Annotated in this window: 1 protein-coding gene; it reads left to right on the top strand. The window is 64.9% G+C overall.

All coding sequences use genetic code 11. The features are described 5' to 3' along the window. Positions 1 to 12: 12 nt before the first annotated feature. On the top strand, positions 13 to 478 hold a 466-nt coding region (locus tag KUM49_RS42230), incomplete at its 3' end, for a hypothetical protein (protein WP_217242255.1).

The following is a 478-nucleotide window of genomic DNA, read 5'->3' on the forward strand; positions in this document are numbered from 1 at the left end:
GCGTTGGAGGGAGTGCGTGACCAGCTGGCGGAACTGCTGGTGCACGAGCACGCCCCGCTGACGCTCGCACAGCAGGCCAGCGGCATGCCCGGCGGCAGTCCGCTGTTCACCTCGCTCTTCAACTACCGCCACGGCAAGCGTCGCGCTGCCGGGCGCAGCCCGGAGGCCGGTACCGCGCCCGGGGGCATCAGCACGGTCTCGATACGCGAGGCGACGAATTACCCAGTGACCGTGTCGGTGGAGGACCTCGAGTCCGAGTTCGCTCTGACTGTGGATGCGGTGGGTTCGGTGGATGGGCAGGCGGTGTGCCGGCTGCTGCACACGTGCCTGGACAACCTCGTCACTGCGCTCGAAGACCACCCGGAGCACCAATTTGCCTTGGTGGAGATTCTTGATTCTGCTGAGCGTCGGAATTTGCTGGTGGAGTGGAATGACACGGTGGTGGATGCTGAGGTGTCGACTTTGCCGGAGTTGTTTG

It is taken from the genome of Streptomyces sp. AC555_RSS877, assembly GCF_019049245.1.
GTDB lineage: Bacteria > Actinomycetota > Actinomycetes > Streptomycetales > Streptomycetaceae > Streptomyces.